General features: G+C 71.9%; 21 protein-coding genes. 7 read left to right on the forward strand and 14 right to left on the reverse strand.

All coding sequences use genetic code 11. The features are described 5' to 3' along the window. Window positions 1-64: 64 nt before the first annotated feature. The 11 genes from ACSSS0_RS14625 to ACSSS0_RS14675 all read right to left on the reverse strand — a co-directional run bounded on the left by ACSSS0_RS14625 (window position 65) and on the right by ACSSS0_RS14675 (window position 14,419). A complete protein-coding gene (locus ACSSS0_RS14625; RefSeq protein ID WP_487228561.1) occupies window positions 65-1,009 on the reverse strand; it encodes an FHA domain-containing protein in 945 nt (314 codons plus the stop codon). Further along, entirely contained in the window at window positions 1,006-2,304 is a 1,299-nt protein-coding gene (locus ACSSS0_RS14630; protein WP_435987211.1) for a VWA domain-containing protein, read from the reverse strand. The genes ACSSS0_RS14625 and ACSSS0_RS14630 overlap by 4 nt, the downstream gene beginning before the upstream one ends. After that, the gene (locus ACSSS0_RS14635; RefSeq protein WP_487228562.1) at window positions 2,297-3,556 is read right to left on the reverse strand and encodes a protein phosphatase 2C domain-containing protein; all 1,260 of its coding nucleotides are present in this window, start codon (window positions 3,554-3,556) and stop codon (window positions 2,297-2,299) included. Before ACSSS0_RS14635 ends, ACSSS0_RS14630 begins: the two co-directional genes overlap by 8 nt. Beyond that, window positions 3,553-5,991 (reverse strand): serine/threonine-protein kinase, encoded by a 2,439-nt coding sequence (locus tag ACSSS0_RS14640; protein ID WP_487228563.1) that lies wholly within the window; start codon window positions 5,989-5,991, stop codon window positions 3,553-3,555. Before ACSSS0_RS14640 ends, ACSSS0_RS14635 begins: the two co-directional genes overlap by 4 nt. Beyond that, the gene (locus tag ACSSS0_RS14645) at window positions 5,988-7,226 is read right to left on the reverse strand and encodes a hypothetical protein (RefSeq protein WP_487228564.1); all 1,239 of its coding nucleotides are present in this window, start codon (window positions 7,224-7,226) and stop codon (window positions 5,988-5,990) included. Before ACSSS0_RS14645 ends, ACSSS0_RS14640 begins: the two co-directional genes overlap by 4 nt. Beyond that, window positions 7,223-8,209 carry a glutamate ABC transporter substrate-binding protein gene (locus ACSSS0_RS14650; protein WP_487228565.1) on the reverse strand — a complete coding sequence of 329 codons (987 nt, stop codon included), beginning with the start codon at window positions 8,207-8,209 and terminating at the stop codon, window positions 7,223-7,225. The genes ACSSS0_RS14645 and ACSSS0_RS14650 overlap by 4 nt, the downstream gene beginning before the upstream one ends. Then, window positions 8,206-9,543: a hypothetical protein gene (locus ACSSS0_RS14655; protein WP_487228566.1), complete on the reverse strand. Its 1,338-nt coding sequence runs from the start codon at window positions 9,541-9,543 to the stop codon at window positions 8,206-8,208. Before ACSSS0_RS14655 ends, ACSSS0_RS14650 begins: the two co-directional genes overlap by 4 nt. Then, on the reverse strand, window positions 9,540-11,234 hold the full coding sequence (locus ACSSS0_RS14660; protein ID WP_487228567.1) for an AAA family ATPase: 1,695 nt from the start codon (window positions 11,232-11,234) through the stop codon (window positions 9,540-9,542). The genes ACSSS0_RS14655 and ACSSS0_RS14660 overlap by 4 nt, the downstream gene beginning before the upstream one ends. Window positions 11,235-11,284: 50 nt before the next feature. Next, window positions 11,285-11,854: a hypothetical protein gene (locus ACSSS0_RS14665; protein WP_487228568.1), complete on the reverse strand. Its 570-nt coding sequence runs from the start codon at window positions 11,852-11,854 to the stop codon at window positions 11,285-11,287. 203 nt (window positions 11,855-12,057) lie between these two features. After that, window positions 12,058-13,317, reverse strand: a complete 1,260-nt coding sequence (locus ACSSS0_RS14670) for a toxic anion resistance protein (RefSeq protein WP_435987203.1) — start codon at window positions 13,315-13,317, stop codon at window positions 12,058-12,060. 322 nt (window positions 13,318-13,639) lie between these two features. Next, window positions 13,640-14,419 carry a dioxygenase family protein gene (locus tag ACSSS0_RS14675; protein ID WP_487228569.1) on the reverse strand — a complete coding sequence of 260 codons (780 nt, stop codon included), beginning with the start codon at window positions 14,417-14,419 and terminating at the stop codon, window positions 13,640-13,642. 152 nt (window positions 14,420-14,571) lie between these two features. On the opposite strand from ACSSS0_RS14675, the gene ACSSS0_RS14680 reads away from it, so the two are divergent. From ACSSS0_RS14680 to ACSSS0_RS14705, 6 genes are all read left to right on the forward strand, one after another. Beyond that, window positions 14,572-15,030 (forward strand): GyrI-like domain-containing protein, encoded by a 459-nt coding sequence (locus ACSSS0_RS14680; RefSeq protein WP_487228570.1) that lies wholly within the window; start codon window positions 14,572-14,574, stop codon window positions 15,028-15,030. 206 nt (window positions 15,031-15,236) lie between these two features. After that, window positions 15,237-18,014 carry a type I DNA topoisomerase gene (gene topA / locus ACSSS0_RS14685; RefSeq protein WP_487228571.1) on the forward strand — a complete coding sequence of 926 codons (2,778 nt, stop codon included), beginning with the start codon at window positions 15,237-15,239 and terminating at the stop codon, window positions 18,012-18,014. Window positions 18,015-18,247: 233 nt separating this feature from the next. Continuing rightward, window positions 18,248-18,712 (forward strand): GNAT family N-acetyltransferase, encoded by a 465-nt coding sequence (locus ACSSS0_RS14690; RefSeq protein ID WP_487228572.1) that lies wholly within the window; start codon window positions 18,248-18,250, stop codon window positions 18,710-18,712. A 12-nt stretch (window positions 18,713-18,724) separates the two neighbouring features. Continuing rightward, window positions 18,725-19,516 (forward strand): PIG-L deacetylase family protein, encoded by a 792-nt coding sequence (locus ACSSS0_RS14695; RefSeq protein ID WP_487228573.1) that lies wholly within the window; start codon window positions 18,725-18,727, stop codon window positions 19,514-19,516. Window positions 19,517-19,571: 55 nt separating this feature from the next. Next, window positions 19,572-20,039 (forward strand): SCP2 sterol-binding domain-containing protein, encoded by a 468-nt coding sequence (locus tag ACSSS0_RS14700; RefSeq protein ID WP_435987197.1) that lies wholly within the window; start codon window positions 19,572-19,574, stop codon window positions 20,037-20,039. A gap of 12 nt (window positions 20,040-20,051) precedes the next feature. Continuing rightward, window positions 20,052-21,263, forward strand: coding sequence for an acyl-CoA dehydrogenase family protein (locus ACSSS0_RS14705; protein ID WP_487228574.1), 1,212 nt, complete (start codon window positions 20,052-20,054; stop codon window positions 21,261-21,263). 129 nt (window positions 21,264-21,392) lie between these two features. Here the strand turns inward: ACSSS0_RS14705 and ACSSS0_RS14710 are convergent, their stop codons facing one another. Together ACSSS0_RS14710 and ACSSS0_RS14715 are read right to left on the reverse strand one after the other, a co-directional pair. Continuing rightward, window positions 21,393-22,787, reverse strand: coding sequence for a GntP family permease (locus tag ACSSS0_RS14710; protein ID WP_487228575.1), 1,395 nt, complete (start codon window positions 22,785-22,787; stop codon window positions 21,393-21,395). Beyond that, a complete protein-coding gene (locus ACSSS0_RS14715; RefSeq protein WP_487228576.1) occupies window positions 22,784-23,314 on the reverse strand; it encodes a gluconokinase in 531 nt (176 codons plus the stop codon). The genes ACSSS0_RS14710 and ACSSS0_RS14715 overlap by 4 nt, the downstream gene beginning before the upstream one ends. Before the next feature lie 159 nt (window positions 23,315-23,473). Between ACSSS0_RS14715 and ACSSS0_RS14720 the strand changes: the two genes are divergently transcribed. Further along, window positions 23,474-24,178, forward strand: coding sequence for a FadR/GntR family transcriptional regulator (locus ACSSS0_RS14720; RefSeq protein WP_435987193.1), 705 nt, complete (start codon window positions 23,474-23,476; stop codon window positions 24,176-24,178). 144 nt (window positions 24,179-24,322) lie between these two features. Here ACSSS0_RS14720 and ACSSS0_RS14725 read toward each other — a convergent pair whose 3' ends face one another. Then, a complete protein-coding gene (locus ACSSS0_RS14725; RefSeq protein ID WP_487228577.1) occupies window positions 24,323-26,545 on the reverse strand; it encodes an NADP-dependent isocitrate dehydrogenase in 2,223 nt (740 codons plus the stop codon). Between the last annotated feature and the right edge of the window lie 72 nt (window positions 26,546-26,617).

Below are 26,617 nucleotides of genomic sequence, written 5' to 3' on the forward strand. Positions count from 1 at the left end.
AGTGCCGGGGGCGGCGGGGTGGCGGGCGGTTGAGACGGGCGTCAGGCGTAGGCCCGACGGGGCGTCAGGCGTAGGCCTCGACCTCGTCGGGTGTGGCACGACGCACGACGACGCGGGTCCACGCGCCGACGTAGAGGCGGTCGTCGTCGCCGAGCTCGGTCTTGGGACCGACCGCGATGGAGCGCTGGGGGAGCGGTCCCGACGCGGGGCCGACGAAGGTGCCGTTGGAGCTGCCGAGGTCCTCGACGAACCAGCGCGAGCCGTCGGTGGTCAGCTGCGCGTGGCGGCGGCTGACCCCGGGGTCGGACGACAGGTCGATCTCGGGGTTGGTGTTCTTGCTCGTGGACACACGGCCGAGCAGGACGCTCCGGTGGCGCAGCGGCATGATCGTCGGCAGACCCGGTGACGGGCAGGGGTCCTCCGCCTCCTGGGTCTGGTACCAGTCCGGGTCGACCCAGACCTCGGCCAGCCACTCGAAGGACGTCGTGGCCTCCCCGGCCGGGCCGTCGGCGGCAACGGCAACGGCAGCGGCAGCGCCGGAGCCCGCGGACGCGGGACCGACGGCCTCGCCGTCGGGCTCGGTGTCGGTGAGGTCGCCGGGGCCGGCAGAGGGGTCGCGCGGCATCGCGCCGGTCGTGAAGTCGTAGCCGCAGGCCTCGCAGAAGAGTGCGCCGTCAGGGTTCTCGGTCTGGCAGTTGGGGCACACCAGGGCCGCCGGTGCGGCCGGGTCCGCCGTGCCGGGTGTCGAGGCGGGTGTCGAGGCGGGTGTCGAGGCGGCGGGGGCGGCAGGAGCCGGCGGGTCGAGGTCGAGCGAGGAGCCGGACGAGGGCGCGACGCCGGACGCCGGGCCGGTCGCCGGGCCGGCCGCGGTGCCGTTCGCGGTGCCCGTGGCACCGCCCCCGACGCCGCCGCCCGAGGCCGGCTGGGCGCTCGCGTCGATGGGGGAGCCGCAGGTGTCGCAGTAGTCCTCGGCCTCGGACGTGTGCCCGTTGGGGCAGACAGCGCTCACCGGCGCACCCTGCTCGTCTTCGTGGACGCCGTGTCGAGCGACATCTCGTCGATCTTCGACGCACCCTTCTTGAGGCGGACGGTCCCCGTGTCGGCGTCGTCGATCTCGACGACCTTCCGGAGGCGCGAGGTCATCTCCTCGTTGCCGGTCTGGTCGGCGAGCTGAACGGCCCGGCCGAGCTTCGAGGTCGCGACGTCGTCCTGGCCGGCGGCCTTGGCGGCGAGGCCCTCCTGGATGACGGTGGCGAGCTCGGCCTGCCCGGTGTAGGCGGCGACCGCCGGGTCGATGCGCGTCGTCAGCGAGTCGTCGTTGCTCCACTTGGCCTTGACGAGGGCCTGCGCGACGGGGTCTCCGCCGAGCGAGAACTGCACCCGCGCCGCGAGCTGCTCCTGGCCGAGCGTGCGAGCCGGGAGCCGGACCGCCACGTGGTAGTCGCGGCTCTCGTCGGACCAGGCACCGGTCGGGTAGGCGCCGGTGAGCGGGTTGACGACCGTGCGACGCGACGTGAGGTCCTCGAGCGTGGGCGACACCTGCTTGACGAAGAGCAGCTCGGCTCCCTGGGGGACCCACACGCGCAGCTCGGAGTTGGCGACGCCGCGCGACATCGAGGTGCGCATCATGGCCTCGAACTCGGCCGCCATCTCCTCGGGGGCCGGGATGAGGTCGACGGTGCCGAGCAGCGCCGAGGCGATGCCGCGCACCTCGTCGACGCGCCACTGGTCGCCGACACCGCGGCAGTCGCACTGGAAGGCACCGACGCAGCTGCGGACCGCGGCCTGCAGCGACTGGGGCGTCTCGCCCTCGTTGACGCCGTCGGTGAGCAGGATCGCGTGACGCTTGGTCACGTGCGGGACGGTCTCGAAGATCTGCCGGGCGAGCGAGAGCCACGTGCCCATCGCCGTGCCGCCGTTGGCGCGCAGGCCGTCGATGGCCCGGTTGGCCTCACCGCGGGTGTGCGCCGACATCGGCACGAGCGCGCCCTGGTGGCTGTAGGGGTAGACGATCTGTGCGGTGCCGTTGCCGGACACGATGGAGAAGAGCGTGCCGTCGACGATCTCGGCGAGGGCGGCCTTGGCGGCCTCACCGGCGGCCTGGACACCGCGCCGGCCCATCGAGCCGGACGTGTCGATGAGGATGACCTCGGCCGCCGAGCCGGGGTCGGCGAGCCCGGCCGAGGTTCCTGCCGATGCCCCCGCGGAGGCGCCGGTCGAGGTCACGCGGACGATCGCGTGCACGTCGGTGCCCCCGTCGGGCAGGAACTCGTTCTGGAACACCTCTGCCGTGAAGTCAGCCATCGGTCGGGTCCCCTTCCACCGGCGCCGCTGCGGTCGCCTCGGTCGTCGTCGTGCTCGATCCTCGCCCAGCCAGTCTGGCGAGGGCAACCGTGATGTTGTCGCGTCCACCCTGCTCGTTGGCGAAGTCGACGAGGGCCTGCGCCACCGTGGTGGGCGACGGGTCCTCGATCCGTGCGGCCGCGTCGGTGAGCAGGCTGCGCAGCGCCTCGGCCTCGGAGCAGTAGTTCCACAGCCCGTCGGAGCAGACCATGAGCCAGCCGGGCGTCGCCGTCATCGTCGTCAGGTGCGGCGTGAGGTCGTCGGGTGCGTCCTTGCCGAGCCAGCGCGTGATCGAGTGCGCGTGCGGCCCGGTCTCGGCCTCGAGCCTGGGGACGCCCGCGGTCATCTGCTCCTGGGCGAAGGAGTCGTCGCGGCCGAGCTGGCGTGCCGGCTCCGCCGCGTCGTCGGGCAGCCAGTAGACCCGGCTGTCGCCGACGTTGCCCGCGACGATGACGTCGTCCTCGACGACGGCGGCCGCGAAGGTGCACGACGGCGGGTTGGGGACGTCCTCGACGACGGAGGCGGCGACCGCCTCGTTGGCGCGGGTCACGGCGCTCGTGAGCGCGCGCCCGGCGCCGGCGGCCCAGGCGTCCGGGGTGCCGACGCCCTTGGGGAAGGGCTGGTCGAGGACCGCCCGAGCGGCCTTCGCGGCAGCGAGCGAGGCGATGTGCGAGTCGGTGGCCATCGAGACGCCGTCGCAGACGACGAGGACGGCCCGCGACCCCGCCGGCTCGCCGGCGCTGAGCGACATGGCGTCCTCGTTGCGGGCGTGGCGCTTGCCGATGTCGCAGACGCCGCCGACCCACGACGTCGGCGACTCGACGAGGTGGTCGCGCGGGTTGGGCGGTGGGGTCCCGCAGTGGTCGCAGTAGCCGTCGACGATGCGCCCCTCGCCGCAGGCGTGGCACGTGAGCTCGTCGGCGACGGGGGCGACGGCCGCGGAGGGCACGGCCCCGGTCCAGCCGACGTCGAGCGGGGACTCCTCACCGGCGGGCGCCGTCTGTGGCGTCGCCGAGGCGAGCACGGTGCCGTCGGAGACGTCGGCCGCGGGCTGCGTTCCGTTCGAGGCCCGGACCGCGACGACGAGGTCGGCTCCGCACGCCTCGCAGAAGGTCGACTCGGCCGGGTTGGCCGTGCCGCAGGCGGGGCAGTCCCGCGAGCCGGTCGGCGCAGGAGCGGGTTGGGGTGCTCCCGTGGTCGGGATGTCGGTCACCAGAGGCTCCAGGGTCGGATGGCGTTGGCCTCGTCCACGAGGGGCACGCGCTCGGACAGGTCGGGGGTGCGCTTGGCCAGCTCGCGCAGGGCCTCCTCCAGCCCGAGACGCAGGCCGTTGGGGGTGCCCTTGTGCTCGCCGAGGCGGACATCGGCCTTGTTGCCGCTCTTCTCCACGGTGACGAGCGCCTCACGGTAGATCAGCGTCGTGAGCTCGGCCCGGCGCCGCGCCGACAGCGAGGTGTCGTCGAGCGTGCGCAGTGCCTCGGCGAGATCGGGCAGTCCCCGGTTGGCCTTGGTGAGCAGCTCGGCGAGGCCCGCCCGCGCCGTGCGGTAGGCGCTCGACTGGACCGGGACGAGGCGGTATGCCGCCACGGCCCCCTCGACGTCGGACCGCGCGGCCCGGATGCGGGCGAGGCCGAAGGCAGCCATGGGGACGTAGGTCGCGTCGGTGCGCGCGCACGCGACGTAGAGGTTCTCGGCGACGGCGTCGTCCCCGGCCTGCTCCGATGCCTGGGCGAGCGCGAGCTTTGGCGCGAGCTCTCCGGGCACCTGGCCGTAGACGGCGTTGAACGCGGCCTGCGCGGCCCGCGAGTCGCCCCGCTCGAGGGCGGCGAGGCCCTGGATCCACACGGCCCGCCACTCCCACGGGTCGGCGCTCAGCAGCTCGCCGGCGGTCGACTCGGCGACGTCGGGCTGGCCGGCGTCGAGGGCGGTGCGGGCCTGCTCGAGGAGCACCTCCGTCGTGCGCACGGCGGCCCGCTTGAGCGTCGCGAGGCGCTCCTCCGGCGAGCCGGACACCGTGGTGAGCCAGCCGGTCTGCGGGTCGTGCGGGTCGCGGCGCAGGGCCGGGAGGTTGCGCCAGTCGTCGGGCTCGACGCCCGGCGTCGGCACGTCGAAGAGGAGCGAGCTGACCGTGGTCGCGGCGGCGCCGGACCCGCGGTCGAGGGCGACGACCTCGCGGAGCACCCCGACCATCTGCGAGCGCAGCTCGTCGGCGGAGACGAAGCGGTCGTCGCGGTTGGGCGCGCACGCCTTGGCGACGAGCCGGTAGAAGGAGTCGTAGCGCTGGAAGACCGGGACGGTGTCCTGGGCCGGCAGGGTGTTGAGGTAGGTCGTCTGGTAGCCGCGGAACTCCATCGTCAGCACGACGAGCGTGCGTCCGATCGTGTAGATGTCGGAGGCGGCGGAGACGCCGAGCTCGGCGACCTCGGGGGCCTGGTAGCCGACGGTGCCGAAGATCGCCGAGTCGTCGTCGTCGGCACGGCGCACGCCACCGAGGTCGATGAGCTTGACCTCGTCGCCGACCTGGATGATGTTGTCGGGCTTGAAGTCGCAGTAGACGAGCCCGAGGTCGTGGAGGTACTGGAACGACGGCAGGATCTCGAGGATGTAGGCGAGAGCCTGGTCGACGGGCAGCGGGTCGTACTTCCCGGCGGCCTGGAGACGCTGCTTGAGGATGGACTTGAGCGACGTGCCGCCGACGTACTCCATGACGATGTAGCCGGCGTCGTCGTGCGTGACGAAGTTGTAGATCTCGACGATGCTCGGGTGCGACACCTGCGCGAGGAAGCGCTGCTCCGCGATCGCCGCCGCGAGGGCGTCGGGGTCGGCCGAGTTGAGCAGGCCCTTGAGCACGACCCACCGGTCGGACACGTTCTTGTCGCGGGCGAGGTAGATCCAGCCGAGGCCACCGTGGGCGAGGCAGCCGGCCACCTCGTACTGGCCGGCGACGAGGTCGCCGGCCTTGAGCTTGGGGTCGAAGGAGAACGGGTGTCGGCAGTTGGCGCAGAAGCCGGTCGTGCGGCCGGGCTTGCCGTCGCGACCCCGGCCGACGGGCTCGCCGCACTTCGGGCAGAAGCGCTTGTTCTCGGGCACGGAGGGGTTGGTGAGCAGCGCCTTCTCGGCGTCGATCTCGGGCGCCGGACGCACCGAGGTGATGCCGCCGCCGAGACGGGCCGAGCGCAGCCGCTGCGAGCCGCCGGTGCGACGCGTCGCGATGGAACCGGACTCGCGGGCGCGCTTGGAGCCCAAGGCTGCCGACGCGAGGTTGCTCGAGGCGGCCGAGCGCGTGGAGATCTCGGGGCCGACGCCTCCGGTGGCTGCTGAGGCGGCGGTCGCGCCGGTCGGGTCGGCCGCGGCCGCCGACGAGGGGGCGGCATACCCGGCCACCCCGAGCTGGTCGGCGGGTGTGCCGCAGACGTTGCAGTAGCCCGCGTCGATCGTGCCGGTGCACCCGGGCTGCTGGCAGGCGCCACCCTCGGGGATGGACGGACCGGACGGCGCAGCCGCGGCCGCGGCAGCCGGGGCAGACGCGCTGCCGACTCGGGCCGGCGCACCGACGGCGGGTGCCGGGGTGGACCCGGCGGCCATGCCGCACACGTCGCAGTAGCCGTCGACGATCGTTCCGGTGCAGCCCGGCTGCGTGCAGTTCATGGGCGGGGCCTCTGGGGTCGGGGTGCGGACGGACGGGGGGCGGCGCGACCGGCACGGGGCTGCGGGCGGGTCGCCGCGTCGACGTAGGCCGAGAAGGCGGCCGCGAGGGCACGGGCACGGGCGATCGGCAGTGGCCGCGACGCGAGCGTCTCGTCGAGCCGTCGGCGCAGCTCGGCGACGTCGGCCCCCGCCTCGGGAGTCAGGGTCGCCGCCGCGGCCATGGCGCCGACGGCTCCCACGAGCCCGACGACCTCGTCGCGCTCGGCCAGCCCGGCGGCATACGTCTCGTGGGCCAGGTCCAGCGCGCGCGAGACCCGCTCGAGCTTGTCGCGGTATGCCGTGAGCTCGGCTGCCGCCTGCGGCACGGGTCCCAGCGCACGGACGTTGGGGATCGCGAGGTGCGGGGCCGGCGTGATCGCCTGGAGGCAGGCGCGTTCGAGGGCGCGGATGGCGGCGGCGCGCGCGTCGAGCTCCTCGACCTGCTGCTGGGTGCGCACCCGGCTGCGGGCCGCGGAGGCTCGCTCGGCGGCCGCCACGATGAGGTCGCGCTCGAGCACGGCCACGTCGATCTCGAGCGGGCCGATGATGCCGCCGACGTCGGCACCCCGACGGGCGCGCTCGACGAGGTCGCCCATCCTGCGGTCCAGGCGCGCGAGCTTCGCGGTGGCCTCGTCACGCTGCGTGCCGGCCGGGACGAGGGGGATCTGGTCGCGCGTGCGCTCGATCCCGGCGCGCACCAGGGTGATCCGCTGGGTCGCCTCCGCGGCCCCCGGTGCGAGGGAGGCGCGGGCCTGGAGGGTGCGGGTCAGCGAGTCGAGCAGCCGGCACGCCTCGGGCAGGCTCACGGCCAGCGAGCCGCTCGACGGCAGCGAGAGGTGCTCGGTCGTGTTGGAGTCGAGCCGTCCGTGGATCAGGGTCGAGAGCCGCTCGGCCTCCACCGGTCCGACGCGGCCACCGTCGAAGGTCGTCTCGAGCAGGGTGAGGCGGTCGCTGACGGCCTTCCAGAAGGTCAGCGCGACGGTGAGGTCGGTGGTGATCGCGACCTGCTCGGCCTGTGAGAGCTTGAGGACGGCGCGATCGACCTCGCCGAGGTCGGCGCGACGCTGGGCGACCCACTCGCGCAACGCGTTGAGGTACGTCTGGGCCTCGCCGGCCTGGACGGGCACGCCGAGCCGACCGGGCGCCGTCGGAGCGACCGTGCCCGGGTCGGGGTGGCTGTGCGGCACTGCGCTCATCGTCCGTAGACCGGGGTCGGGGGTGCGGGCGCCGGGCCGAGCGGTGCGGCGAGCCAACGGTTGTAGATGGCCTTCCACTCGCCGTCGGCCTCGAGGTCGGCGATGACGCGGTTGACGTAGCGCGCGAGGTAGACGTCGGACTTGTTGACGCCCAGGCCGTAGGGCTCGACGGTGATCGCCTTGGCGCTCGTGATGACGGTGTTGGGGTCCTGGGCCGCGAGGCCGGCGAGCACGGTGTCGTCACCCGTGATGGCGTCGGCCTTGCCCTGCTGGAGCAGCACGAGGCAGCCGGTGTGCGTGCCCGCCGTCACGACGATCGGCCCCTCGACCTGCTCGAGCTTGGTCAGCGACGTCGTGCCGGTCGGGGCGCAGACCCGCTTGCCCTTGAGGTCGGCGAGGCCGAGGTCCTTGGCACCGGGCAGGGCCTTGCTGACGAGGACCTTCTGACCGGAGCGGTAGTACTCGGCGGAGAAGCCGATGTCGTTCCAGCGCCCGCACGTCATCGACATGTTGCGCGCGACCATGTCGATCTCGCGGTCCTTGAGGAGCGGGATCCGGTCGCCGGCCGTGATGACGCGCAGCTGCACCTTGTTCGGGTCGCCGAAGATCGCCTTGGCGACGGCCCGGGCCATGTCGATGTCAAAGCCCTCGATGCCGCCGGTGAAGGCGTTGCGCGCACCGAAGAGGTAGGTGTCAGCCGAGATCCCAACCGTGATGAAGCCCTTGTCGAGGATCTTGCGCATCGTGCCGTCGGTGATGTCGCCCCGGCTCGGCAGGTTAGGCAGCGGGTCGTAGGACTGGGTCGCGTTGGTGCACGTCGGCGCAACCACGGCGGGCGCGCTGCTCGAAGGCTTAGGCGCGGCGCTCGTCGGCAGCTGCGTCTCGGCGTACGTCACGCCGGAGCAGCCCGCTAGGGCGCCGAGGCCGACCACGGCGACGAGGCTGGAGAGGCGACGCCGCAGCGCCGCGCTGATCGTGGTCATCGGTACTCCTCGATCCGCTGGCCGACTCCTCGGATGATGAGCCACGACGCGACGAGGGCCACCAGGGCCACGACGACGGCGATGAGGGGCGCGCTGCCCCCGAGCTTCTCCAGGGTCGCGACGGTCGCCTTGCCGGCACTGTCTCGGGCCTGCGTCACGCTCACGTCGAAGGTGCCGAAGGTCTTCGCGGCGCCTCCGTCGGCCGTGCTCGTCGACAGCTTGACCGCGTCGTCCCAGCGGCCGCCGTTGTCGAGGGAGCGCACCTTGACGTGCGCGTCGACGTAGTCGGTCCACTGCTCCTGCAGGGTGGCGCTGTCCTCGAGCGTGGCGAGGGTCGCGTCGACGGTCTTGCGGTCGGCGACCCAGGCCTGTTCGTTGGAGGCTCCCGAACCCCGGCGGATCAGGGTCAGGCTCTCGTTGGCGCGGGCGTCGTTGGCCGCCGTCGTCACGTTCGCGAGGGCGACGGCTCGCTGGTAGCTGCCGTTGGAGACGTCGCGGGTCGCACTGCCGACGCCGGTGATGACGGTCGCCGTGACGAAGAGCGCGACGAGGAGCAGCGCGATGGCGCCCGTCAGGGACGGGTTGAGGTAGCGGTGCGTGCGCTTGGCGAGCCAGACCGCGAGCGCGACGAGCCCAATGAGCGACAGGACGCCCACGAGCAGCTGGAGGCTCGAGTTGCTGCGGTCGAACTCCTTCTTCGCGCGGTCCTCGTTGGCCTTGACGACCTGCGTCACGATCGGGATGGCATCGGCGCGCAGACCCGCGCTCGCCTGGGTGAGGTACTGCGCTCCGACCGGCAGGCCGAGCCGGTTGTTGGAGCGGGCCTGCTCGACGAGGGCGGCATACGTCTGCACGCGCTGGGACAGGACCCCGAGGGCGTTGCCGTCGGCGGGCTGGGCAGCCGCGGCCTCGGCGATCCCCGACGCCACCCGACCCATCGCGCCCTCGTAGCTGGCACGCGACTCGGGCGACTCGAGGCCGCCGACGAGGAAGGCGTTGGTGGCGACGGCGTCGGCGCGCAGGAGGTCGACGTGGATCGACTGGGCCCGGACCACCTGCGCACTGTTGTTGGCGGCGCGCTCGACCGCGGACTGCGAGGCGAGGAGCGCGTTGGCGCTCACGGCGCCCAGCAGGACGGCGGCGAGGACGCCGAGCAGTCCGAACAGCCGCATCCGGCCGGGCGTGCCGTGGAGCAGCCGGCTCGCGATGCCGCGGGCACCGGGGACGCCGCCCGAGAGGCTGCCGGCGATGGTGCGCGGCGCCTGGCCCGTGGGCGCGCCGGATGACGCACCCGCCGGGATGGCGACGGGGATGTTCGTCGTCGGTGCGCTCATGCGGTGTCCTCGTGCTCGTTCGCGCTGGTGTCGTCGGGCTCGTCCTGCTCGCCGTGCTCGTCCTGCTGCTCCGAGACTGCATCATCGGTGTCCGCCGGACCATCAGGGTCTGCCCTGAGCTCCGCCGGATCCTGCGGTGGAGCGTCGGCCGTGACCGGTGCGTCGGCCGGGGCCTCAGCCGGTTCGTCGGCCGGAGACTCGGCCGGCCCGTCGGGCTTATCGGTGAAGTCGTCTGCGGTGAGTAGACGCAGGTCGTCGCGCGTCGGCTCCGTCGCGTCCTTGAGGCGCCACGCGTGGCGACCCACGGCGTGCTCGAAGACGTTGCGCGAGAAGCGCCCGTTGCCGAACGCGGGCGTGCGCGGCGTGGCCTCGAGCTGGTGCCGGACGCGGGTCCGGGCGTCGTCGGTCAGCTCGTAGTCGCTGCCTCCGGCGATGGAGTCGAGGATCGCGAGCAGCTCGTCGTCGGAGTAGTCGTCGAACTCGATCGTCGTCGTGAACCGGCTGGCCAGGCCCGGGTTCTGGGCGATGAAGCCGACCATCGGGTCGGGGTAGCCCGCCACGATGACGACGAGGTCCTCGCGGTGGTCCTCCATCTCCTTGACGAGGGTGTTGACGGCCTCCTGGGCGTACTGGTCGCCGGTCAGGGCGTAGGCCTCGTCGATGAAGAGCACCCCGCCCGTGGCCTTGGCGCAGACCTCGGCGGTCTTCATCGCGGTCTGCCCGACGTATCCGGCCACGAGCTCGCTGCGGTCGACCTCGACGAGCTGGCCGCTGGGCAGCAGGCCGAGCGCCTTGTAGATGCCGCCGACGAGCCGCGCCACCGTCGTCTTCCCGGTGCCGGGGTTGCCGACGAAGATGAGGTGACGGCTCATCTTCGGAGCCTTGAGCCCGGCCTGGGTGCGCATCTTCTCGACGGTGAGCAGGGCGACCTGCCGGTGGATCTCCTTCTTGACCCGCTCGAGGCCGATCATGGCGTCGAGCTCGGCGAGGAGCTCCTCCACCGACTTCTCGGGCTCGGCGGGCTTCGCCGGCTCGGCCGGCGGGTCGGGCGGTGTGGCCGTGGCGGTCGCGCCGGGGTCGGGCACGCCGGCCGGGTCGCCCGGCGCCGCAGGCTGGCCCGGCCGCCCGAGGTCGAGCAGGCGGGGGTCGATCGGGCCGGGGATGGTCGGACGCATCGTGTCGGGGGAGCCGAGACCCATGCCGGGCAGGCCGACGTGGAGCCGGCGGTCTGCGCCGGAGTCGACCCCCGGGAACGTGGGCACGCGCTGCGAGGGGAGCCGTGCGGCGGCGAGGTAGGCACCGGAGGCCGCCGACGCGTTGGCGATGACCCAGATCGGCGCGGTGCCGAGCATGACGGCGGACGAGGCCACCTCGGTCAGCGCCTCGGCGTACTCGGCGGCGAGGATGTGCCGGGAGGCGACGAGGGCCTCGAGCAGGTCGGTCGGGGCGCCGCGCCAGCGGCGTCCGGACGAGGCAGCGTCGAAGAACGCCTCGTTGATGCGGGCGATGTCGGTCAGGCCGGGGTGTGCGACCTCGGCCCACGCGGGCGCGGCACCGGGCACGGACTCGGCCAGCGCTGCCGCGACCCGCAGGCCCTCGTCACGGGCGGCGGCCGGGTCGAGACCGGCCTCCGCGGCCACGTCGCTCAGCTGCTCCAGGCTCTCGGCGAGGCGCGACTCGTCAGTGGTCATGGTCCACACCCGGGTCGGCTCGGTCGTCGTTCGCGGTCGGCGTTCATGCATCACTCCGGCGGGGCCAGCGGGTGGGGGGACGGTGACGTGCTGACGGCACCGGAGGGGCCTGCGGTTCCCGGGTCCGCGGCATCGCCCGTCCCGGGCGGCGGGGCGACCCGCACGGGGTCCGGCCCGAGGCCCAGGACGCCACCGCCTGACGCCTGGCCGAACTTCTGCTCGAGGAAGGCCCCGTGCACGATGATCGCCTCGGCGTCGGCACGGCAGACGGCGTCGTAGACCTTGTCCATCGTCGCGCCGAGCAGGTCGAGCTGGTCGACGAGGAGCATGACCGAGCTCTTGCCCGCGGCGATGGGGCGGGTGTCGGCCCAGTCGCGCGGGAGGCGCAGGTAGTTGCCGATGGCGACGGGCAGGTAGTCGGTGGCGGTTGCCATGACGCTGAAGCCCTGGCTGCTGCCGAGGCCGAGGTTGTCGAGGCGCGGCAGGGTCTGACGCACGATGCGGGTGACGCGCAACAGGCGCGAGAGCACGACGCCGGGCACCTTGCCCTCGCGGGCCTGGGTCTCGATGGCGTCGAGCGCCCCGAGGAGCTGCTCGGTGGTCGGTGGCCCCGAGCGCACGGGCTCGGGTGCCTCGGGCCTGTCCAACCCGAACCACGACCGGATCCCCACTGCGTTGTCCCCTCTGGTGTGTCGCGCGCGTCGACCGTCGACCGGCCACGCACATCCTGCTCCACGGGTCGCGCCACGGCGACCTCGCCTCACCTCACCCGCGTCGCGGGCCCCTCACCGACGTCCGGCCGGGCTTGCCATCTGCAACCACCTCACCGGCCGGAGCCGAGGTCGAGCAGCCCGGGCGCGGAGTTCTCGGCGCGGCGCGCGTCCTGCTTGGAGACGCGGTCGAGGTAGGTGCGCGACTTGGCGACCTCGGTCTCGAGGGTGCCGATCGTCGCGGCCATGTTGTCGAGCGCCCGCACCTTGAACTGGTCGATGGTGTCCATGGTCTCGTAGATGTTGGCGAAGGCCTTCTGCAGCGACTCGATGGAGAGCGTCGAGCTCGCCGACTGCTCCTGGATGCGGGCCGAGTTCTGCTTGAGCGCCTCCGACGTGCGCTCGATGATGCCGGAGGTCGTCGTGTTGAGGGCCGTGATCTGGTCGAGCACGAGCTGCTGGTTGTTGAGCGCCTGGGCCACGATGACGGCGGTGCGCAGCGCCGAGACGGTCGTCGTCGTCGCGCGGTCGACGCCCTTGATGAGCTCGATGTTGTTCTTGATGATGATGTCGATCGCGAGGTAGTTCTGGATCGAGACCGCGAGCTGGGTCAGCAGGTCCTGGTGCTTCTGGCGGACGTAGAAGAGGACGTCCTCGCGCAGCGCCTTGGCGCGCTCGGGGTCGGTCGTCTCGAGGGTCGCGACCTGGGCGGCGAGCTTGGCGTCGAGCCGCTCGGCGACGTAGACGTACTGGTTGAGCCGGCCCATCGACTCCCAGAGGTTCTTCTTCTCGAGGTTGAGGGCGACGTTGTCCTTGACGAGCTCGTCCTGGCCGGACTGGAGCGAGTGGAGGATCCCGTTGAGGTGGCTCTGCGCCGACTGGTACTTGCGGAAGTAGTCGGTCACCTTGTCGCCGAAGGGGATCATGCCGAGGAACTTCTTGGCGCCGGCGGCCTGGCCCGGATCGAGGTCCTCGACGGTGCGCCGCAGGTCGAGCAGGGTCTTGCCGACCTTGGAGTTGCCGGACAGGCCGCCCTCGTTGAGCGCCTTGACCGGCATCTGGAGCATCCGGTTGGACGACTCGGCGGCGAACTTGACCTCGTCGTTGCCCATGGTGCGCACGTCGGCGGCCTTGGTCTCCCACTCCGGCGAGCGGGCCGCGGCCTTGGTCAGGGAGTCGAGGTAGGTGTCGACCTTGGCGTCGAGCCCGGGCAGGGCCGCCTCGGGGACGGCCGGCGCCATCTTGGGCGCGGCGGTCTCGGCGACGGCAGCCGTCGGCGCGGGTGCGGTGAGGATGAACGCGTCACCGGGCGGCGGCTCGAGAGGGGCGACCTGGGCGGGCGCGGCTGCCTGGGCGGCGGGCTGGTCAGTCATGTGGAGCGGGTCCTTCCCTCGCGTGCCGGCCACGTCGGCGACGCGACCGAAGTCCCTCGCCCGTCGGCACCGCGGACGGCGCACGACACACGCCTGCGGCGCGCTCCTCGGGCGTACGGCCACTCTACGTGCCGTGCGGCTGCGACGGGTGGGCGAACGCGTGGGTTCCGTCGCGCGGAGACCCCCTCCGGAGAGGGAGCGGCCGCGGCTCGGAGTCAGGGGAGGTTACGAGCCGCGGCCGCGTGCGTGGGGGACCCACACCCAGTTGAACGGACGGGGTTACCCGCCGGTTCCCGCGAGAGCGGCGCCCCCGCGCCGGTGCTCAGTCGAACTGCCAGGAGCGCTTGCTCAACCCGAACCAGAAGCCGTCGATGACGCTCTTGTTGTCGAGGCCGCCGGACTCGTAGGCGGCACCGAGGGTGACGAAGAGCGGTGCGAAGTGCTCGGTGCGCGGGTGGGCCTCGTGGGCGGCGGGGGCCTTGTCGAGGAAGTCGAGCAGGCTGTCGACGTCCTGGGCCTTCATGGCCTCCTGGGCCCAGTGGTCGAACTCCGCGCTGGCTCGCGGGGGCAGGCCGTCGGCGCCGGCGTGCGGGTTGAACCAGCGCAGGTTGTGGGTGGTGAAGCCCGAGCCGACGATCATCGTGCCCTGGTCGCGCAGCGGTGCGAGTCGGCGGCCGATCTCGAAGAGGCCGCGCGGGTCGAGGGTCGGCATCGACATCTGGAGCACCGGCACGTCGGCGTCCGGGAACATCTCCTTGAGCGGGACGTAGGCGCCGTGGTCGAGGCCGCGGTCCTCGTCGCGGTGCACCTCGTGACCGGGCCACGTGAGCAGCTTCGTCACGTCGTCGGCGAGGGTGGGCGCGGCGGGGGCGTCGTAGGTCACGTCGTAGTACTTCTGCGGGAAGCCCCAGAAGTCATAGGTGAGCGGGGCCCCGGTCGTCGAGCCGAGGGTCGTCGGCGCGTCCTCCCAGTGGGCGGAGACCATGAGCACGTTCGTCGGCTTCGGCAGGTCGGCGGACCACCCGGCCAGCTCGGCCGTCCAGCGCTCGTCGTCGGCGAGCGGCGGTGCGCCGTGGCTGAGGTAGAGCACGGGGGCGGACATGGGGTTCCTTCCGAAGTTGTTGAAGTCTAAACTACCATGCGCAACGAGCGTCGGCTCGTCATCATTCCCGAGGGCGTATGCCGTCCGCCGGGTTATCGGGGGAGAGCCTTTCGGCCCTGTCGCCGGGGCCGTCTCCGTCGAAGGCTGGAGGCATGAACCAGATCGAGACCGTCGAGACCCCCGAGCAGGACACTGCCGTCATCCGGGGTCAGGTGCCCATGGACGACCTGCCCGCCTTCTTCGCGCGCACGTTCGCAGCGACCGCAGCCGCCCTGTCGGCGCAGGGCGTGCCGCCGAGCGGACCACCCTTCGGGCTCTACCACGGGATGCCCGGAGACACCGTCGACGTGGAGGCCGGCTTCCCCGTCGCCTCACGGATCACGGCGGCCGGTGACGTCGAGCCCGGCACGCTGCCCGCGGGCCGGGCCGTCGAGGTGGTCCACGTCGGTCCGTTCGACACGATGGGTGAGACCTACGGCGAGCTCCAGCGGTGGATGGGGGAGCACGGGCTGCGACCGGGTCCGGACGTCTGGGAGAGCTACCCCACCGACCCCGAACGCCAGCCCGACCCGGCCACCTGGCGCACCGTCATCCACTGGGCCGTGGCCTGACCGCGCGTCGCTTCCCGGTCCACGCGGGGGACGGCACGAGCCCGTCGGGGAGGTGGGTGGGGAGCGGACGGGAGCGGACGGCATACGCCCTCTCCGGCGGATGCCGGGAGACCGCACTCGCCGTGGGCTGTTACGGTCGGTCCGCGTCCACGTCGGGGCAGCGACGAATCCGCTGCACGTGAGATGCGGGAAGTTGAAGGTGCACCATGGCCGCAGGCAAGGGCCGCAAGCTCGTCATCGTCGAGTCGCCCGCCAAGGCGAAGACCATCGCCGGCTACCTCGGGGGCGACTTCGAGGTCGAGGCGTCGGTCGGTCACATCCGTGACCTGCCCAACCCGTCCGAGCTGCCGGCCGACATGAAGAAGGGCCCGTTCGGCAAGTTCGCCGTCGACGTCGAGAACGGCTTCGAGCCGTACTACGTCGTCGACCCGGACAAGAAGAAGAAGGTCGCCGAGCTCAAGCGCCTCCTCAAGGACGCCAGCGAGCTCTACCTCGCCACCGATGAGGACCGCGAGGGCGAGGCCATCGCGTGGCACCTGCTCGAGGCGCTCAAGCCGCGGGTCCCCGTCAAGCGCATGGTGTTCCACGAGATCACCCGCGAGGCGATCCAGCGCGCCGTCAACGACACCCGCGAGATCGACACCGCGATGGTCGACGCGCAGGAGACCCGCCGCATCCTCGACCGCCTCTACGGCTACGAGGTCAGCCCGGTCCTGTGGCGCAAGGTCCGCCAGGGCCTCTCGGCCGGCCGCGTCCAGTCCGTCGCGACCCGCATGGTCGTCGAGCGCGAGCGCGAGCGCATGGCGTTCGTCCGCTCCTCCTACTGGGACGTCGAGGGCGACTTCACGCCCGACAGCGCGAGCCAGCAGTTCACGGCGCGCCTCTCGTCCGTCGACGGCGTCCGCGTCGCCACCGGTCGCGACTTCGCCGACGACGGCCGCCTGACCGGCAAGGGTGTCGTCCACCTCGACGAGGCGCTCGCGACCCGCATCGCCGAGGCCTGCCTGCCGCTCACCGCGCGCGTCACCGACGTCCAGGAGAAGCCCTACACCCGCCGCCCGTCGGCGCCGTTCACGACATCGACCCTCCAGCAGGAGGCCTCGCGCAAGCTGCGGATGAGCAGCAAGAACGCGATGCGCGTGGCGCAGCGGCTCTACGAGAACGGCTACATCACCTACATGCGTACCGACAGCACGACGCTGTCGGACGCCGCGATGACCGCCGCGCGCAGCCAGGCCCGTGACATGTACGGCGCCGAGTACGTCCCGGACAGCCCGCGCCGCTACGAGAAGAAGGTCAAGAACGCCCAGGAGGCCCACGAGGCCATCCGCCCCGCCGGCGACCGCTTCCGCTCGCCGGCCCAGGTCGCGGGCTCGCTCCGCGGCGAGGAGTTCGCGCTCTACGAGCTGATCTGGAAGCGCACCGTCGCCTCGCAGATGGCCGACGCCCGCGGGTCGACCGCCACCGTCAAGCTCGCCGTCGACACGGGGCTCGAGGGCGCGCAGTCCGTCGAGTTCAGCGCCAGCGGCACCGTCATCACCTTCAAGGGCTTCCTCGCCGCCTACGAGGAGGGCCGTGACGACGAGTCCGCCGCCCGCGCCGACGCCGCCGCCGAGGAGCGCCGCCTGCCCAAGCTGAGCGCCGGGGTCCCGCTCGAGGTCGTGCGCGCCGAGGCCGACGGCCACGAGACGAGCCCGCCCGCGCGCTTCACCGAGGCCACGCTCGTCAAGGCGATGGAGGAGCGCGGCATCGGCCGACCCTCGACGTACGCCTCGACGATCGGCACCATCCAGGACCGCGGCTACGTCTTCACCAAGGGCCAGGCCCTCGTGCCGACGTGGCTCGCCTTCGCCGTGACGCGCCTGCTCGAGGAGCACTTCGGCAACCTCGTCGACTACGAGTTCACCGCCTCGATGGAGGAGGACCTCGACCGCATCGCCAACGGCGACGAGGGCCGCGTCGAGTGGCTGGGGCGCTTCTACTTCGGCGAGGAGGCCAGCTCGGCCGCGGGCCTGCGCAGCCTCGTCGAGGACCTCGGCGAGATCGACGCCAAGGAGATCAGCACGATCCCCATCGGCGACGGCATGGTCGTGCGGGTCGGCCGCTACGGCCCCTACGTCGAGGAGCTCGTGCCCGCCGGCGTCGACCTCGCGACGGGCGAGGTGGCCGAGGGCGCCGAGGTGCCGGCGACGCCGCGCCGCGCGACGATCACCGACGACATCGCGCCCGACGAGATGACCCCCGAGAAGGCGCGCGAGCTGCTCGAGGTCGCCGCCGACGACGGCAAGGTGCTCGGCAAGGACCCCGAGACCGGACGCGACATCATCGCGCGCGCCGGCCGCTACGGGCCCTACGTCACCGAGGTCATCGAGGACGACGACGCCGCGGCGACCGGCGCCGACAAGCCCAAGGCCAAGAAGGCCGCCAAGGTCAAGCCGCGCACGGCCTCGCTCTTCAAGGACATGGAGCTCGCGACGCTCGACCTCGAGTCGGCGCTCAAGCTGCTCTCGCTGCCGCGCGTCGTCGGCGTCGACGCCGAGGGTGTCGAGATCACCGCGCAGAACGGTCGCTACGGCCCGTACCTCAAGAAGGGCACCGACTCGCGGTCGCTGACGACCGAGCAGCAGCTCTTCGACATCACCCTCGACGAGGCGCTCGCGATCTACGCCCAGCCCAAGCAGCGCGGGCGTGCCGCGGCCGCCCCGCCGCTCAAGGAGCTCGGCGCCGACCCCGTCAGCGGCAAGCCCGTCGTCGTCAAGGACGGCCGCTTCGGTCCCTACGTCACCGACGGCGAGACCAACGCGACCCTGCGCAAGGACGACGACCCGGAAGCGATCACCCCCGAGCGCGGCTACGAGCTCCTCGCCGAGAAGCGCGCCAAGGGCCCGACGACCCGCAAGCGCGCCGTGAAGAAGACGGCGAAGAAGACCGCGAAGAAGACCACCTCGCGCACGACGAAGAAGGCCGCCGCCAAGAAGGCCTGATCCGCCCGACCGCTGTGACGGGGCGGCCACTCGACCATCGAGTGGCCGCCCCGTCACACGTCAGGTGGCCACCCCCTGGTCGAGTGGCCCCGTCGTCACCTGACCGAGTGCCCGCACCTCGTCGAGTGGCCGCTTCGTCACGTGACCGGGTGTCCCCACCTCGTCGAGTGGCTCACTGCGTATGCCGTGACGTGGCAGCCCCGCGGACGGTGCCGTCGCGCTAGCGTCGGGTCGTGATCGAGACCCGACGTCCGGAGCCCGCCGACCGGGAGCGGTGGGAGGAACTCTTCCGCGCCTACATCAGCTTCTACGAGCGCGAGCTCGACCAGGCGGCATACGACAGGGCATGGCGTGAGATCTCCTCTGGGACAAGGCTGCACGGCCTCGGCGCGTGGCTCGACGGCGAGCTCGTCGGGATCACCCACTTCCTCGTGCACCCCAGCTCGAGCGAGCCCGACCTGTGCTATCTCGAGGACCTCTTCACCGACCCCGCGGGGCGCGGTCGCGGCGTCGCGAGCGCCCTCATCGGTGCCGTGTGCGACTGGGCCCGCGAGCAGGGCTGCGTCAGCGTCTACTGGCAGACCCACGAGTCCAACGCCGTCGCCCGACGGCTCTACGACGAGGTCGCGACGTTCGAGGGCTACGTCGTCTACACGCTGCCGGTGAGGGCTCCCGGCAGCAGCGTCGGTCCGCGGTGAGAGGCTGACGGCATGTCAACCGTTGTCTTCGTCCACGCCCACCCCGACGACGAGGCCTCTCAGTCCGCCGGCTCGATGGCGCGCGCCGTCAGCGAGGGCCACCGCGTCGTGCTCGTCGTCGCCACCAACGGTGACCACGGCGACGCGCCCGGCGACCTCGCCGACGGCGAGACCGTCGTGCAGCGGCGCCGGACCGAGGCTGCAGCGTCCAACGCCGTCATCGGCACCCACCGCGTCGAGTTCCTCGGCTACGCCGACTCCGGAATGTCCGGGTGGGCGCAGAACGACCACGAGGAGAGCTTCGCCCGGGCCGACACCGAGGAGGCGGCGCAGCGCCTTGCCGCGGTCCTGCGCGAGGAGGAGGCCGACGTCGTCGTCGGCTACGACTGGCACGGCGGCTACGGCCACCCCGACCACGTCAAGGTGCACGCGGTCACGAGGCGTGCGGCCGAGATCGCCGGCACGCCCCGCTACCTCGAGGTGTCGATGAACCGCGACGCGATGATCCGCTCGCACGAGGCGGCGATCGCCGCGGGTCTCGACGTGGGCGAGTGGGACCCGAGCCAGCCGATGGACGACGGCAACCCTCTCGGCAGCCTCGAGAGCGAGCTGCACTGGGCGTGCGACGTCAGCGAGTTCCTCGAGGTCAAGCGCTCGGCGCTCAAGGCGCACGCGAGCCAGTCCGACGCGCAGGGGATGCTCCAGATGCCCGCGGAGATGTTCGCCGTGGCCTTCGCGTGGGAGCACTACATCGAGCCCGGCCGTCCCGACGGGATGGTGGCCGGGTGGTTCCTCGACGGGTGACCGTCCGGTAACCTACTCGCGGTAACAATGCCGTTTCCTCCGGAGGGACCTCCCGATGCCCGAGATCGACTTCACGACCGCCACCGCCGAGCAGATCGCCGCCGTCGAGCCCGGCGAGTTCATCCGCATCGTCAAGGAGATGTCCGACAAGGACGTCAAGGAGGTGATGGAGAGCGGCAACCGCGGCCCGATCGTCGACGCGATCTTCCGGCGCATGCCCGAGCTCTTCCGCCCCGACCGCGCCGGCTCGACGACGGCGACCACTCACTGGAGCATCACCGGCCGCCCCGACGGCGGCGCCGACGAGTGGACCGTGCGCTTCGCCGACGGCACGTGCACGACGGTGCCCGGCCACGACGGCGACTCGACGCTGTCGCTCGCCATGTCGCCCGTCGACTTCGCCAAGGTCATCACCAAGAGCGGCAACCCGGTGATGATGTTCATGACCGGCAAGATCAAGGCCAAGGGCGACCTCGGGCTCGCGGCCAACATCGCGAACTTCTTCGACATCCCCAAGGTCTGAGGGCTCGCGGTGGTGGAGTTCTCGCTCGCCCTGAGCGACGACCAGACCGAGCTGCGCGACTGGGTGCACGGCTTCGCCGCCGACGTCGTGCGGCCCGCGGCGGCCGAGTGGGACGCGCGGGAGGAGACGCCGTGGCCGGTCATCCAGGAGGCCGCGAGGAACGGCCTCTACGGCTTCGAGTTCCTCGCCCAGTGCTGGTCCGACCCGACCGGCATCTCGATCAACCTCGCCAACGAGGAGCTCTTCTGGGGTGACGCCGGCATCGGCATGTCGATCTTCGGCACGACCCTCGCCGTCGCCGCGATCTACGGCTCCGGCACCCCCGACCAGATGGTCGAGTGGCTGCCCCAGTGCTACGGCGACGCCGACGACCCGAAGCTCGGGGCGTTCGCGACGACCGAGCCCCAGGCCGGGTCCGACGTCGGCGCCATGCGCACCCGGGCCCGCTATGACGAGGCCACCGACGAGTGGCTGCTGGACGGCCAGAAGGCCTACATCACGAACGGCGGCATCGCCAACGTCCACGTCGTCACGGCCGTCGTCGACCCCGAGCTCGGGTCGCGCGGGCAGGCGGCCTTCGTCGTCCCTCCCGGCACGAAGGGACTCGAGGGTGCCAAGAAGCTGCGCAAGCTCGGCCTGCGCGCCTCGCACACGGCCGACGTCTTCCTCGACGACGTCCGCGTGCCCGGCTCGTGCCTGCTCGGCGGCAAGGACAAGCTCGACGAGCGGCTCGCCCGTGCCCGCGAGGGCACGTCCTCGAGCGGCCAGGCGGCGATGAGGACGTTCGAGATCTCCCGCCCCACGGTGGGGGCGCAGGCGCTCGGGATCGCCAGGGCGGCATACGAGTACGCCCTCGACTACGCCAAGGACCGCGTCGCCTTCGGCCGGCCCATCATCGAGAACCAGGCGATCGCGTTCGCGCTCGCCGACATGCGCACCGAGATCGACGCGGCCCGGCTGCTCGTGTGGCGCGCGTCGTGGATGGGCCGCACCAACCAGCCGTTCACGGCGGCCGAGGGCTCGATGAGCAAGCTCAAGGCCGGCGAGGTCGCGGACGCCGTCACCGACAAGGCCGTGCAGATCCTCGGCGGGGCCGGCTACGTCACCGACCACCCCGTCGAGCGGTGGTCGCGCGACGCGAAGATCTACACGATCTTCGAGGGCACGTCCGAGATCCAGCGCCTCGTCATCGCGCGCGCCATCAGCGGCGTCCGCATCCGCTGACCCCACCCGTCGAGAGGCCATCCGCGGCCGCTCCCGACCGGTCGAAAGGCCAGCCCCCGCGAGGAGAGCTGGCCTTTCGACCGGTGCCGAGGGGCCGGACGTGGCCTCTCGACGGTCGGGGTGCGGTGGCTAGACGACGAGGTCGAGGAGCAGCACGAGGACGAGGCCGGTCACCGACAGGATCGTCTCCATGACCGACCAGGACTTGATCGTCTCGCCGACCTTGAGGCCGAAGTACTCCTTGACGAGCCAGAAGCCCGCGTCGTTGACGTGCGAGAAGAAGACCGAGCCGGCGCCGATGGCGAGCACCATGAGCGAGACCTGCGTCGTGGGCATCCCGGCCGCGAGCGGGGCCAGGATGCCGGACGCCGTGACGGTCGCGACCGTCGCGGAGCCCGTCGCGAGGCGGATGAGCACGGCGACGAGCCAGGCGAGCAGCAGCACCGAGAGGCCGCTCTGCGCGATCCAGTCGGCGACGAGCTGCCCGATGCCGGTGTCGACGAGGGTCTGCTTGAAACCGCCACCGGCGGCGACGATGAGCAGGATGCCGGCGATCGGGCCGAGCGAGGCCTCGAGGGACGACCCGACCTCCTTGAGGCCCATGCCGGCACCGCGCCCGAGCGTGAACATCGCGAGGATGACGGCGATGAGCAGCGCGATGAGGGGCGTGCCGAGGAAGTCGAGGACGGTGCGCGCGGCCGTGCCCTCGGCGGAGAGGATGTCGGCGAGCGCCTTGCCCATCATGAGGACGACCGGCGTCAGGACCGTCAGGAGCGTGATGGCGAACGACGGGCGCGGTCCGGTCTCGGACTCACGCGACTCGAAGAGCTCGGGCGCGGGGACGTCGACCCAGCGGGCCGCGACGCGTGCGAACCACGGGCCGGCCACGGCGATCGTCGGGATGGCGACGAGGATGCCGAGGCCCAGGGTCACGCCGAGGTCGGCCTTGAGGGCGTCGATGGCGACGAGCGGGCCGGGGTGGGGCGGCACGAGGCCGTGCATGGCCGAGAGTCCGGCGAGTGCCGGGATGCCGACACGGATGAGCGACAGCCCCGAGCGGCGCGCCACGAGGAAGATGACGGGCATCAGCAGGACGAGGCCGATCTCGAAGAACATCGGCAGGCCGATGATGGCGCCGACGCCGGCCATCGCCCACGGCAGGGTCCGTGGGCCGCTACGCCCGATGATCGTGTCGACGATCTCGTCCGCGCCCCCGGAGTCGGCGAGCAGCTTGCCGAACATCGCGCCGAGGGCGATGAGGATGCCGACACCCGCAGCCGTGCTGCCGAAGCCCTTGGTGAAGCTGTCGAGCACGTCGGCCATCGGGACACCGGCGACGGCGCCGACGGTGAGCGAGCCCAACGTCAGGGACAGGAACGGGTGCAGCTTGAACCGCACGATGAGCACCACGAGGACGGCGATGCCGAGCAGGGCCGCGGGGACCAGCCGGCCGGCCGGGATGGCTGGGAGGTCGTCGGCGGCGAGCGCCGACACGGGCAGGAGCGAGAGCAGGTCGGTGGTCATGAGCGGGTCGCTTCCGGGTCGCGAGGATCGAGGAGGGTGAGGGACTGCGTGACGAGGTCGTCGACGCCCTGGTCGACGTCGAGGACGGCCCCGCGCTCGTCGGGCTCGAGGGGCTCGAGGGTCGCGAACTGCGACTCGACGAGGGCGGCGGGCATGAAGTGCCCTGGCCGGCCGGCGACGCGGGTGGCGATGACGTCAGGGTCGCCGTGCAGGTGCACGAAGAAGACATGGGGCGCCGCCGCGGCGAGGACGTCGCGGTAGGAGCGCCGGAGCGCCGAGCAGCTCGCCACGCCACCGCCTGCCGCGTGGTCGGCCAGCCAGGTCGCGATCGTCGCGAGCCACGGCCCGCGGTCGTCGTCGGTGAGGGGCACGCCGGCGGACATCTTGGCGATGTTGGCCGCGGGGTGGAAGTCGTCGGCGTCCGCGAAGGGGACGCGCAGGCGCTGTGCGAGGGCCGCGCCGACGGTGGTCTTGCCCGAGCCGGACACCCCCATGACGACGACCAGGGGCGGTGGGTGGTGCTGCATGTCTCCGTGACTCCTTCGTCCGGCTCGAACGACGTCTTCGTCGAGTCGCTGGCCCCTAGGGTGCAGCAACAAGAGCGTCTTATCAAGCCCTAGTTTCGAATAAAACAGTTTTAACGGAGCGCGCACTCGAGCAGGACCGCCGTGTGACAGGCTGACCCCGTGCCCACCGAACGTCGCCCCGCGCTGCACGCGAGCGTGCTCGACGACCTCGGCCGCCAGGTCGCCACCGGTGAGCTCCCTCCGGGCACGGTCCTGCGCATCGACCAGCTCGACGAGCGCTACGGGGTGTCCCGGTCCGTCGTGCGCGAGGCCGTCCGGGTGCTCGACTCGATGGGCCTGGTCGAGGCCCGCAAGCGCGTCGGCGTCCGCGTCCTGCCGAGCACCTCGTGGAACGTCTTCGACCCGCGGGTCATCCGCTGGCGCCTCGACGGGCCGGGGCGTGAGGAGCAGCTGCTCTCCCTCGGCGACGTGCGCCGCGGCGTCGAGCCCGTCGCGGCCGAGCTCGCTGCCGCCAGGGCCACCCCCGACCAGTGCGGGGCCCTCATGGGCGCGGTCATGCAGATGGCCGTGCACGCCAAGTCCGGCGACCTCGAGGCCTACCTCGTGGCCGACCAGCTCTTCCACTCGACGCTGCTCGCCGCCTCCGGCAACGAGATGCTCGCCGCGCTGTCCGACGTCGTCGGCGAGGTGCTCGCCGGTCGCACGCACCACGACCTCATGCCGGCCACGCCCAACCCCCTCGCGGTGCGGCTGCACGGTGACGTCGCCGAGGCGGTCCAGTCAGGCGACGGCGCCGCCGCGGCGGCGGCGATGCAGGCCATCATCACCGAGGCCAGCGACGCCCTGCGCGAGACGGACGCCTAGCGTCCTGCACGCGTACGTCTTCCGACATGCCCGCTCCGGCGTACGGAACTGACCACTCGAGAGGGTGCGGGGCGTACGGAAGTGCCCACTCGACTCCGTGAGTCGAGTGGGCACTTCCGTACGGCGCCGGGCCGCCCGACGCGGTCAGGCGAGGGCGTCGATGATCTCGTTGAAGGTCTTCGACGGACGCATGACCGAGGCGACCTTGGCCGCGTCGGGGCGGTAGTAGCCGCCGATGTCGACCGGGTGGCCCTGGGCGTCGACGAGCTCCTGGGAGATCGTGCCGATGTTGTCCGCGAGGGTCTGGGCCACCGGGCCGAACGTCTCGGCCAGTGCGGCGTCGTCGGTCTGCTTGGCGAGCTCCTGGGCCCAGTAGAGCGCGAGCCACACGTGGCTGCCGCGGTTGTCGATCTGGCCGACCTTGCGGGCCGGGCCCTTGTTCTCGTCGAGCAGGGTCCCGGTCGCGCGGTCGAGGGTCGTGCCGAGCACCCGGGCGCGGGCGTTGTCGGTGACGTCGGCGAGATGCTCGAAGCTGACGGCCAGGGCGAGGAACTCGCCGAGGCTGTCCCAGCGCAGGTAGTTCTCCTGGACGAGCTGCTGCACGTGCTTGGGGGCCGAGCCGCCGGCGCCGGTCTCGAAGAGGCCGCCGCCGTTGATGAGCGGGACGATGGACAGCATCTTGGCCGAGGTGCCGAGCTCGAGGATCGGGAAGAGGTCGGTGAGGTAGTCACGCAGCACGTTGCCGGTGACCGAGATCGTGTCCTCGCCCTTGCGGATGCGCCCGAGGGAGTAGGCGATCGCGTCGGTCGGCTTCATGATCTCGATCGTGAGGCCGTCGGTGTCGTGCTCGGTGAGGTACTCGTTCACCTTCGTGATGAGGTTCGCGTCGTGGGCGCGGTCGGCGTCGAGCCAGAAGATCGCCGGCGTGCCCGTGGCGCGGGCGCGGGTGACGGCGAGCTTGACCCAGTCGCGGATCGGCACGTCCTTGGTCTGGCAGGCGCGCCAGATGTCGCCCGCCGAGACGGCGTGCTCAAGCAGCGTGGCACCCGAGGAGTCGACGATGCGCACGGTGCCGTCGGCCGGGATCTCGAACGTCTTGTCGTGGCTGCCGTACTCCTCGGCCGCCTGCGCCATGAGCCCGACGTTGGAGACCGAGCCCATCGTGGACGGGTCGTAGGCGCCGTTGACGCGGCAGTCGTCGAGGACGACCTGGTAGATGCCGGCGTACGAGCTGTCGGGCAGCACGGCGAGCGTGTCCTGCTCGCCGCCCTCGCGGTTCCACATGTGGCCCGACGTGCGGATCATCGCAGGCATCGACGCGTCGACGATGACGTCGCTCGGCACGTGGAGGTTGGTGATGCCCTTGTTCGAGTCGACCATGGCGATCGCCGGACCGTCCTCGAAGCCCTGCTTCACGGCGGCCTCGACCTCGGCGCGCTCGTCGGCGGGCAGGCCCTCGACGGCCTTGAGCACGGCGCCGAGCCCGTCGTTGGGGGACGCGCCGACGGAAGCGAGCGAGCCGGCATACGTCTCGAAGACGTCGGGGAAGAAGGCGCGCACGACGTGGCCGAAGATGATCGGGTCGGAGACCTTCATCATCGTGGCCTTGAGGTGCACCGAGAAGAGGACGCCCTCCGCCTTGGCCCGCTGGAGCTGCTCGGAGAGGAAGTCGCGCAGCTTCGCGACGTCCATGAACGTCGCGTCGACGACCTCGCCGGCGAGGACGGGGATCGACTCCTTGAGCACGGTCGTGGACCCGTCGGCGCCAACGAGCTCGACGCGCAGCGTGTCGTCGGCCGGCAGGACGACGGACGTCTCGTTGTGGCGGAAGTCGTCGGCACCCATCGTCGCGACGTTGGTCTTGGAGTCAGCGCTCCAGGCACCCATCGAGTGGGGGTGCTTGCGGGCGTAGTTCTTCACCGACGCGGGCGCGCGGCGGTCCGAGTTGCCTTCGCGCAGGACGGGGTTGACCGCCGATCCCTTGATCTTGTCGTATGCCGCCCGGGCCGCCTTCTCCTCGTCCGTGGACGGGTTGTCGGGGTAGTCGGGCAGGGCGTAGCCCGCGGCCTGGAGCTCGGCGACCGCGGCCTTGAGCTGTGGGATCGACGCGGAGATGTTGGGCAGCTTGATGATGTTGGCCTCGGGCGTCTTGGCGAGCGCGCCGAGCTCGGCGAGCGCGTCGCCGGTGCGCTGCTCGGGCGTCAGGGCGTCGGGGAACGCGGCGATGATGCGACCCGAGAGCGAGATGTCACGCGTCTCGACCTCGACGCCGGCCTGGTGGGCGAAGGCCGAGACGATGGGCAGCAGCGAGGCCGTGGCCAGTGCGGGTGCCTCGTCCGTGTGCGTGTAGATGATTGTCGAGTCCAACGCGGGTGCTCCGTTCGGGTTGCTGTTCGTGCCGAGATCCGGTCTTCGAGGATCCCCGAATAAATCTTGATG

This window comes from Terrabacter sp. R4-6 (genome assembly GCF_057529065.1).